Source organism: Citrobacter sp. wls613 (genome assembly GCF_005281195.1).
Taxonomy (GTDB): domain Bacteria; phylum Pseudomonadota; class Gammaproteobacteria; order Enterobacterales; family Enterobacteriaceae; genus Citrobacter; species Citrobacter gillenii.
In genome coordinates this window covers 140,739-149,818 of sequence record NZ_SZXN01000056.1, presented here as the reverse complement: position 1 = coordinate 149,818, position 9,080 = coordinate 140,739, and the positions used below count along the sequence as shown (strand labels likewise).

Here is a 9,080-nt window from a genome sequence, read left to right as displayed (position 1 = left end):
CAGCAGCGCCATCGCGGTGTAGCAGCCGCTGCTGGCCTCCCGATGATTCCCCATCCGCACCAGCACAAAGCCGCATCGCTGCCAGAAACGCCATAGCTCACTCGTATAACCAAAACTGACCGACAGATAGTCACACTGCGTGGAATAGTAATGAGCCTGCTCGATTAGCCGTTGCCCAATACCTTCCCGCTGGCGGGCGGGATGAACCGCAATACGACTTACTCGCCGTCCAACGAGCGTCGCCGCCTGTGGGTCACTGCCGTGCGCGGCCAGTGATTGCGCCACCAGGTTTCCTCTTGGACGACGATAACCTGCCCAGACGGCCTGGCTAAGTTCAGCGGATAAGCCGCCTTCATCCACCAACCAGACGGCCCCCGCCACCGCGTCAGCCGCCGATGCGTGCAAAAAATGCTGGCCAGGCGCGTCCATCATTCGGCGCAAATCCAGCGGAGACGTGCGGTAATGCGCCCCGGAGAGCAGCCGGTATACCGCCAGCGGCAGATGCGGATTGCTATGCCAGGCCGTCGACTCAAAGGTGGAGAAGTGGATATCGCCTTGAGGGGGATGCAAAAAAGTGTCGTCGTCGAACACCAGCGTCTCACTGACGGTTTGTTCCAGCGGACACCCCTGAGCCCACCTGATGGGCTGCTGCAGTTCATAACGCAGAAGATGGGGGAAACGCGCGCAGAACTTCAATAAGAATCCTCTGCCGGTTCCCTCGTAACCCTGAACGGTGGTAGTCAACAGCACACGTGGAAAACGCGAAACCAGCTGATGCAGCAACGGGGCGGGAATAGCGGCCGCTTCATCCACAATCAACCAGTCAGCGGTTTCGCTGCCGGTGAGTAACGCATCAGGCGCCATAAAACGATAACGTTCTCCGGCAAACTGCGCCAGCACATCCGTCGCCGCTTTTGCCGGGGCGGTAACAATGGCGCTTGCCTTCATGCGTGATATCAACTGCCCGGCCAGGGCGGATTTACCCCGGCCTCGCGCGGCGGTTACCGCTGCCACGCCGGGCGGCATATCCAGCAGCTGCTGTAAAATGACCGCCTGCTCTGGCTGAGGCTCGCCGTTGGCTGGCTGCCAGCGAGCGAGCGCGGGAAAATGTCCAGGCGCAAAAGGCTGATGCTGTTGCCAGTGCAGGGTTTGTCCGTCACGGGTCATCACCCGTTGAAAGTGTTCGACAAAGTGCGGCGTAGGGATAGGTTCAGCGCAATCGCTCCAGCGCAGTGAATCCACATCAGGATGCGTTTGCCAGGTCAGCCAGGGGGGCGTCAGCAGCACCAGCCAGCTTCCGGCACGCAGCGTGCCGCTTAGGGCGGCAAACGCCGCAGCGTCAAATCCCTGACGGGCATCAAAAACCGCATGGCGAAACTCACGCCCCAGTAACGTTTGTAGCGCTTGCGGCGTGCAGTACGGTTCAGCGGGAGCCGTTGCCCCCACCCAAAGCCAGTCGCCGGGTAATGTGTTGCGTAGCGCAAGCGCCCGCTCCTGAGGCCACATACCCTCGCCGCTAATAATCAGCAGGCGACGGATGCCTTCCCGGGCCATGTGTTCAGTTAACGCATTCAGTGCGGTGTTATCGGACATCCCAGCCTCAGGATCTTAAATGCCTTTGCCAAAGGTATTACATTGCGCCGGGTCGCCGCTATCAAAACCGCGTTTGAACCAGCTATAGCGCTGTTCAGAGGTACCATGCGTAAAGCTGTCCGGTACCACGCGTCCCTGCCCCTGCTGCTGCAGGCGATCGTCACCAATTGCCTGGGCGGCGTTCAGCGCTTCTTCCAGATCGCCCGTTTCCAGCACGCCCTGCTGCTGCATACTGTTGCCCCAGACGCCAGCAAAGCAGTCGGCCTGCAGCTCCATACGCACGGAAAGACGATTCACTTCCGCCTGCGAGGCATTCTGCTGCATCTGGCGAACTTTCGGTTCTATGCCTAGTAGTTTCTGCACGTGGTGGCCAACCTCATGCGCAATGACATAGCCCTGAGCAAAATCACCGTCAGCACCGAGCTTACTTTTCATGTCGTCATAGAAGGAGAGATCGATATAGACCGTGCCGTCCGCAGGGCAATAAAATGGCCCCATCACTGACTGGCCTGCTCCACATCCGGTTCGCGTCGCGCCACGGTACATCACCAGCTTAGGCTGCTGATAAGTACGGCCCATTTTTTCAAACTGCTGGCCCCAGGTGTCTTCGGTCGTGGCGAGGATCACCGAGGTAAATTTGGCCGCTTCATCATCATTCGGACTGATGGAACGCGTGGATTGCTGCTGCGAAACAGGTTGGCCGGTCATTAACCCGGTGAGATCGACGCCATAATAGCCGGCCACAAGGACCACAATCAGCAGGATGATGCCGCCTTTACCACGTGGCAAACGAAAGCCCGGCCCGCCCATAGAAGGTCCGCCGCCCGAACTGTTACGTCTGTCTTCTACATTGTCGCTTTCGCGACGCCCTTGCCAGCGCATAATCACCTCAACTTTTTATTCATTATGATGATGATCGTAGGCGGTTCGGAACAGGATTACCATAAGAAAGAGTAATCAAACCAGGGGGGAATTGATGAGCCGGAGAGCGATCGCCGGCTCAGGAAGGGATCAGTCTAACTTCACACCCAGGCGATGTGCGACAGCTTCATAGGCTTCGATCAGGCCGCCCAGACTCTGGCGGAAACGGTCTTTGTCCATTTTATCCAGCGTTTCTTTGTCCCACAGACGGCTACCGTCCGGAGAGAATTCGTCGCCCAGAACCACTTCACCTTTATACAAACCAAACTCAAGTTTGAAGTCGACCAGGATCAGACCCGCGTCATCAAACATTTTTTTCAGCACGTCGTTGGCTTTGTAGGTCAGCTCTTTCATTCGTGCCAGATTCTCTTTGCTCACCCAACCAAACGTTTCGCAATAGGACTCGTTAATCATTGGATCGTGCATAGCATCGTTTTTCAGGAACAGATCAAACAGCGGCGGATTCAGTTCAATACCTTCCTCAACGCCTAAACGCTTCACCAGGGAACCTGCCGCGCGGTTACGCACCACGCACTCGACCGGGACCATCTCCAGTTTTTTCACCAGACATTCGGTATCGGATAGCAGTCGCTCCATTTGGGTCGGAATGCCCGCTTCTTGCAGCTTGGTCATAATGAAATGGTTGAACTTATTGTTCACCATGCCTTTACGATCGAACTGTTCGATGCGCGCGCCATCCCCTGCTGACGTATCATTGCGGAATTCGAGCACCAACAGGTCCGGGTTTTCCGTGCTGTATACGGTCTTCGCTTTACCACGATACAGCTCAGCTTGCTTTTGCATCTTTATTACTCCTGGGTGTGAAATAACGATAAATATTGCGTTTTTCTGCTGACGCACACGTTTGCGTATCATACCAGAAAAAAGGGCTGGAGTTATCCAGCCCTTGATTTTTACTTACTGAATGCTGCCTGGAAGACGGCGACCAGCGCGTCGTTCTGGCTTTGCGTCAGGGTATGTCCCTTCGGATCGATAAACTGCAAGCTGCTGCGGTTGTCTAAATCACCGACCTGCAGTTTGTAGTCGCCGGATACCAGACCCGGATCGCTCGCGCCCAGTTCCTGCCAGTTGCTATCGGACAGCGGTTTGTAGGTTACGGCGATGCTGCCCTGAGAACGAGTACTGTCGGTCACTTTCATGCCCACTTTCTCAAGTGCTGCTGGCAGACGCTGCCACACCACGTTGAACGGTCCGCGTACCACCAGCATCGGCAAGCCGGTGTCATCGGCGGCGCTCTGAACATCCATGGTGGCGGCAGAGCGGCTCTGCGCGGCATTCGCGGCGTCAGTGGCGGTCTTATCCAGACCAGCAGAGATAACGTTCATCATCTCAGCGCTGTAGCGCTGCATTGAAGCGGCATCGGCCACCGGCTTACCGGCCTGCTCGAGGTTAACCAGTTTCACCGTTACCGCCTGCTGATAGCCCTGCGGTTTAACCGAGATTTGATAACGTCCGCGATACTGCTCGTCTTCATCAAGACGGTTCCAGTCAACCCAATCGGTCGTCAGCGTCTGACTGGCATCATCACGTTTGGTAATGGTGTAGTTTTTCGCCTGAATCACGCTAACGACCTGCGGCCACAGCGTGTTACTACGACCATTCTCTACCAGCAACGTTGCCGTATCACCTGCGATCTGGGTACGTGCACCGCTAACCAATGCCAGCGGTTGAGCCGGTGGGCGAATATCCAGCGCTTTACCAACAGCACCGCTGCCGTTGGTTACCGGGATGGTATAATCACCGGTTGTTACCGGCAGAATCATCCCAGCTGGCGCATGAAGCTCAGCAAGCGGTGCGGCCTCCAGATAGGATTCATCACCGCTCACCTGGCGCTTATAGCGCGAGTCAGAACTACAGGCCGCGAGCAACATAACTAGCGAAACACCCGCAACCTTGGCCAGGCGCGACTTTTGTACTGAGTAAGCCATCAAATCTCCCTAAACTTTACAGCAAACCGGCATGCTTAAGCGCCGCTTTGACGATATCACGAGCATTGTCCGTGATTGGCGTCATCGGCAGACGCAGCGTATCGGTTGCCACAAGACCCAATTCCTTACATGCCCATTTCACCGGGATAGGATTGGGTTCGACAAATAGTTTGTTGTGTAACGGCATCAAACGCTGGTTAATCACCCGCGCCTCGGCAAAACGCCCTTCTGCCGCCAGTTTGCACATTTCAGCCATTTCACGTGCCGCTACGTTAGTGGTAACGGAAATCACGCCATGACCACCGAGCTGCATAAAGTCCAGCCCGGTCGCGTCATCACCGCTGAGCAGAATAAAATCGTCTGAAACCAGCTCTTTGATCTGGTGAACACGACTTAAGTTCCCTGTGGCCTCTTTGATAGCGACAATATTTTTTACTTTCGCCAGACGACCCACGGTCTCCGGCAGCATATCGCAGCCAGTACGGGACGGCACATTATACAGAATTTGTGGCAAGTCAGTATGTTCAGCGATGGCTTTGAAATGCTGGAACAAACCTTCCTGCGTCGGGCGGTTGTAGTAAGGCGTCACCGTCAGGCAGCCGACAATACCGCTGTCGTTGAAACGCTGCGTCAGACTAATGGCTTCTGCGGTCGCATTGGCGCCGGTTCCGGCAATCACCGGAATACGCCCGTCGGCCAGTTCCAGCGTCATCATCACCACATCGCCATGTTCATCATGACTCAGCGTGGCGGACTCACCGGTAGTGCCAACCGAAACGATCGCCGAGGTGCCGCTGGCGACATGATAATCAATCAGTTTTTTCAGGCTCGACCGGCAGACTTTACCTTTCTCATCCATCGGCGTAATAAGCGCGACAATACTTCCCGTGAACATGGGCCATCCTCTGTGCAAACAAGTGTCTCAATGGTACGTTTGGTACGACAATAAAAGCAAGCGACCAGAGCCCTTCTGATTGTTGTATGCATGTTTTTTTTATGCTTTCCTTATAATTACCTCACCACTCAAAGGAAGAACAGGTTTGACATCGTCATCGCAACACTATCTGGTCATTACTGCGCTGGGTGCCGACCGCCCAGGAATTGTGAACACCATCACTCGTCATGTCAGCAGTTGTGGCTGTAATATTGAAGACAGCCGACTGGCCATGCTGGGTGACGAGTTTACATTTATCATGCTGTTGTCTGGTACCTGGAATGCCATCACCCTGATTGAATCAACCTTGCCGTTGAAAGGCGCAGAGCTAGATTTATTGATTGTGATGAAGCGTACAACCGCACGCCCCCGCCCGGCGATGCCCGCCACGGTATGGGTTCAGGTTGATGTCTCTGACTCTCCCCATTTGATTGAGCGTTTTACCGCCCTTTTCGACAGTCATCAAATGAATATTGCCGAACTGGTTTCTCGCACCCAACCGGCGGAGAACGGAAAGGCTGCCCAGTTGTTTATTCAGATTACCGCACATAGCCCTGCGTCACACGATTCGGCAAATATTGAGGATGCGTTTAAAGCACTCTGTACAGAACTCAATGCGCAAGGCAGTATTAACGTCGTCAATTACTCACAGCATGATGAACAGGATGGAGTTAAGTAATGAACCCACTGAAAGCCGGTGATATCGCACCGAAATTTAGCTTGCCGGATCAAGACGGAGAACAAGTAAATTTAACCGACTTCCAGGGACAGCGTGTTCTGGTTTATTTCTACCCGAAAGCCATGACGCCCGGCTGTACCGTACAGGCCTGTGGCTTACGCGATAACATGGATCAGTTAAAAAAAGCCGGCGTGGAAGTGCTGGGTATCAGCACCGATAAACCGGAGAAGCTTTCCCGCTTCGTGGAGAAGGAAGTGCTTAACTTCACGCTCCTGTCCGATGAAGATCACCAGGTTTGCGAGCAGTTTGGCGTCTGGGGAGAAAAGTCATTTATGGGTAAAACCTATGATGGCATTCATCGCATCAGCTTCCTGGTGGATGCTGACGGCAAGATTGAACATGTGTTTGATGATTTCAAAACCAGCAATCACCACGACATCGTGCTGAAATGGGTGCAGGAAAACGCCTGATTTATTTTTGCCGGATTAAGCCTGATGGCGACGCTACGCGTCTTATCAGGCCTACATCCGCGCAAGTCCGTAGGCCGGATAAGGCATTTACGCCGCTATCCGGCATCAACGTCGTTTACTCAAACGTCCCTTTAACACACGCTTTTTTCTCTTTCACCACCGCGTTGCCCTTCGCCCACAGGAGGTAAACTTCCAGCGTGTCGTTGAGCACCAGAATGTCCGCATCGCATCCAACCGCCAGACGTCCTTTATGCCCAAGTCCCAGAAACTCCGCCACCGTGCGCGTGAGCGGACATAATGCCTGCTCCAGAGGAATGGCATGAACCGTCACCAGTTGGCGCAGCGTGTGTGCCAGTGATTCAAATCCGGCCACACCAATCCCCGTCAGATTGCCCTGTTCATCAAACTCCGGCTGGCTGCCGTTACCGTCTGAACTCAAGGTAATCCGCGACAGTGGAACGTCGCTGCGCAGCGCGGTCGCGATGGCCGTTGCCGGATCCACGGGCTCATCAATACTGCTGGTAATGTCGATATACCCCCCTTTGCGGGCATAGGCTAAGGCGGCCTCAAACAACGGTTCCGCGCGGTTAACATGCGTTGGCAGCAGTTTGGTTATCGGCACATCTGAATGCGCGAGGACGTCATACAGCGGCTCCAGCATGCGCGGGCTGTCACCCATATGGAAGACGCTAATCCCCGGCTTCTGCCCTAATAATCCGCCGACGCGCGACTGCGCCGCCATGTTCGCCAGCACCGCGGTATTCGGGGCTGATGAGCGATGGTCTGAAATCGCACATTTCACCCCTATCACCTTGTCGATCAGCGCTACATCGCGCTCAATACTACCGGTAATGGTCGGGGAAGGTAACGAATACGCGCCGGTGAGCATCCAGGCACTGATGCCTTCATATTCCAGTGCTCGGGTTTTCGCCAACAGCGACTCCGGATGACGGGTAATTCCATCGGTACCCAGCAATCCCACCACTGAGGTGATACCCGCTTCAACCAGACGTGACAGACGCACTTCCGGTGTGCGGGTGTGGGGGCCGGCCTCTCCGCCACCGCCAATCAAATGAACGTGCTGATCGATAAACCCCGGACAAACAATGGCACCCTCGAGATTGATACACTGACAGCCGGGAAAATCGTCTGCCAGGATAGACGGCGCGATGGCGACAATTTTTCCGCCCGCGACCAGAATATCTTGTTGCCCCAAATCATCAGGCGCGTAAACGTGTCCGCACTGGAACAGCGTCAGACCAAGAATTGAACAGTTCATAACCTTCCTTGTCAGGCAATTACCTGCATAACCCAAATAGAGAGCAGCGCATTAATCACGCATACCGCAATAATAAGCGGATAATAGCGAGGATGAACCCCCGCAGTCCCCAGACAGCGTCCGACATTTTGCACTGGATTCCCCATCAGGTAGATGGCCGGTAGCAATACCGTCGCATCATGTCCCGAAAGGGTTCCGGCGACAACCAGACTGGCGCAAACGCCAACGCCGCCGCCCATACTCATCACCGCCGCCAACAGCACGGTGGCAGATTCCCCCGGCAATCCCCACAGCGCCATAACCGGTTCGCACACCCGGCCGACGACGTCGAGCAACCCCGTTACCTTTAGCGCCTGAATAATCACAAACGCCATCACCACGTTCGGTAACAGGCTGGTGGTGGCAATGGTAAACCCGCGCCTTGCGCCATCGATGAACATATCCATGACATTTTTACGTACGTGTGTTGTCATCTCAGGCCTCCTGCTGCGTACGGCGATTTTCAAGCTGCGCGATCCACAGCCGTAGCAGGTTCGCGCCGACAAATTTGAAGACCAGGATCACCGCCAGTGGCGTTATCACCGGAACGGTAACCATCGTAAACAGCGCCGCGCCTGAGGAAAAATAGTTGGTGATACACGCGCTACCGCTGGTTTGCCAGCAGGCAAAAATAGCGCGTTCCTGCTCGGTGATAATCCCCTCTTCCGCCAGCTCTTTGGTCATTCCGGCTGCGGCGTCGGTATTTTGCACATTCGCAATCAGCGCCAACGAGCAAATACCCGGCACGCCGAGTAAGGGGCGCAGGACCGGCGTCATTAGCTGCTGCGCCGCGCGCAACCCTCCCAAGCCTTCGGTAATGGAGATGATGCCAAGTGACAGAATGACGGAGGGCGCCAGTTCCAGCGCAAATAAAAAGCCATCTTTTGCGCCCATCCCGCCGGTACCGCGAAACGAGACCGCCGTCTCGCCTGCCGCGTTTATCTGCCCAAATGCGCCGTTGAGAACGGTGAAATCGAACACCCGCCACCAGTCGGTACTTTTCGAAAACATGCCGGAAAAAAGGATAATAGTGACGAAAAAGGCGAGATAGCCAACCCATCCCGCTTTTTGTTGCGTGTGCGTGTTGTGACCCATTTTTTTCTCCTGTTGGTCTTATTCCTTGTGTGACAAAAAGACATCACATTGGTCAAGTTAAAGGCTAATACGGAGAAAAACGACACCCAGGAAGATTATTCAGAAAGTGTGTATAGAGGTC

At 54.8% G+C, this 9,080-nt stretch carries 10 protein-coding genes; 2 read left to right on the top strand and 8 right to left on the bottom strand.

Going from position 1 to position 9,080, the window contains the following annotated elements; translation table 11 throughout:
- The 5 genes from FDX01_RS10805 to dapA form a co-directional block, all read right to left on the bottom strand.
- A partial coding sequence (locus FDX01_RS10805; RefSeq protein ID WP_249360946.1) for a GNAT family N-acetyltransferase occupies positions 1-1,593 on the bottom strand: 1,593 nt, incomplete at its 3' end.
- A 15-nt stretch (positions 1,594-1,608) separates the two neighbouring features.
- Positions 1,609-2,475, bottom strand: coding sequence for a neutral zinc metallopeptidase (locus FDX01_RS10800; RefSeq protein ID WP_117343535.1), 867 nt, complete (start codon positions 2,473-2,475; stop codon positions 1,609-1,611).
- A 129-nt stretch (positions 2,476-2,604) separates the two neighbouring features.
- Positions 2,605-3,318 (bottom strand): phosphoribosylaminoimidazolesuccinocarboxamide synthase, encoded by a 714-nt coding sequence (gene purC / locus FDX01_RS10795; RefSeq protein ID WP_096756202.1) that lies wholly within the window; start codon positions 3,316-3,318, stop codon positions 2,605-2,607.
- A 110-nt stretch (positions 3,319-3,428) separates the two neighbouring features.
- On the bottom strand, positions 3,429-4,463 hold the full coding sequence (gene bamC / locus FDX01_RS10790; protein ID WP_117343534.1) for an outer membrane protein assembly factor BamC: 1,035 nt from the start codon (positions 4,461-4,463) through the stop codon (positions 3,429-3,431).
- A gap of 16 nt (positions 4,464-4,479) precedes the next feature.
- Positions 4,480-5,358, bottom strand: a complete 879-nt coding sequence (gene dapA, locus FDX01_RS10785; RefSeq protein ID WP_096756200.1) for a 4-hydroxy-tetrahydrodipicolinate synthase — start codon at positions 5,356-5,358, stop codon at positions 4,480-4,482.
- A gap of 145 nt (positions 5,359-5,503) precedes the next feature.
- Between dapA and FDX01_RS10780 the strand changes: the two genes are divergently transcribed.
- Together FDX01_RS10780 and bcp are read left to right on the top strand one after the other, a co-directional pair.
- A complete protein-coding gene (locus FDX01_RS10780) occupies positions 5,504-6,076 on the top strand; it encodes a glycine cleavage system transcriptional repressor (protein ID WP_212734011.1) in 573 nt (190 codons plus the stop codon).
- Positions 6,076-6,546 (top strand): thioredoxin-dependent thiol peroxidase, encoded by a 471-nt coding sequence (gene bcp, locus FDX01_RS10775; protein WP_096756198.1) that lies wholly within the window; start codon positions 6,076-6,078, stop codon positions 6,544-6,546. Before FDX01_RS10780 ends, bcp begins: the two co-directional genes overlap by 1 nt.
- A gap of 115 nt (positions 6,547-6,661) precedes the next feature.
- On the opposite strand, the gene iadA is transcribed toward bcp, so the two are convergent.
- From iadA to FDX01_RS10760, 3 genes are read right to left on the bottom strand one after another with little or no spacing between them, the layout of a single operon-like run.
- A complete protein-coding gene (iadA, locus tag FDX01_RS10770; protein ID WP_137399761.1) occupies positions 6,662-7,825 on the bottom strand; it encodes a beta-aspartyl-peptidase in 1,164 nt (387 codons plus the stop codon).
- An 11-nt stretch (positions 7,826-7,836) separates the two neighbouring features.
- On the bottom strand, positions 7,837-8,298 hold the full coding sequence (locus FDX01_RS10765; RefSeq protein ID WP_115257801.1) for a YjiG family protein: 462 nt from the start codon (positions 8,296-8,298) through the stop codon (positions 7,837-7,839).
- A 1-nt stretch (position 8,299) separates the two neighbouring features.
- The gene (locus tag FDX01_RS10760; RefSeq protein ID WP_137361936.1) at positions 8,300-8,959 is read right to left on the bottom strand and encodes a nucleoside recognition domain-containing protein; all 660 of its coding nucleotides are present in this window, start codon (positions 8,957-8,959) and stop codon (positions 8,300-8,302) included.
- Positions 8,960-9,080: the final 121 nt, after the last annotated feature.

Excerpts from the sequence above, each read along its gene's own strand:
- FDX01_RS10800 (WP_117343535.1), bottom strand. The coding sequence starts at position 2,475 with ATGCGCTGGCAAGGGCGTCGCGAAAGCGACAATGTAGAAGACAGACGT.
- purC (WP_096756202.1), bottom strand. The coding sequence starts at position 3,318 with ATGCAAAAGCAAGCTGAGCTGTATCGTGGTAAAGCGAAGACCGTATAC.
- bamC (WP_117343534.1), bottom strand. The coding sequence starts at position 4,463 with ATGGCTTACTCAGTACAAAAGTCGCGCCTGGCCAAGGTTGCGGGTGTT.
- dapA (WP_096756200.1), bottom strand. The coding sequence starts at position 5,358 with ATGTTCACGGGAAGTATTGTCGCGCTTATTACGCCGATGGATGAGAAA.
- bcp (WP_096756198.1), top strand. The coding sequence starts at position 6,076 with ATGAACCCACTGAAAGCCGGTGATATCGCACCGAAATTTAGCTTGCCG.
- iadA (WP_137399761.1), bottom strand. The coding sequence starts at position 7,825 with ATGAACTGTTCAATTCTTGGTCTGACGCTGTTCCAGTGCGGACACGTT.
- FDX01_RS10765 (WP_115257801.1), bottom strand. The coding sequence starts at position 8,298 with ATGACAACACACGTACGTAAAAATGTCATGGATATGTTCATCGATGGC.
- FDX01_RS10760 (WP_137361936.1), bottom strand. The coding sequence starts at position 8,959 with ATGGGTCACAACACGCACACGCAACAAAAAGCGGGATGGGTTGGCTAT.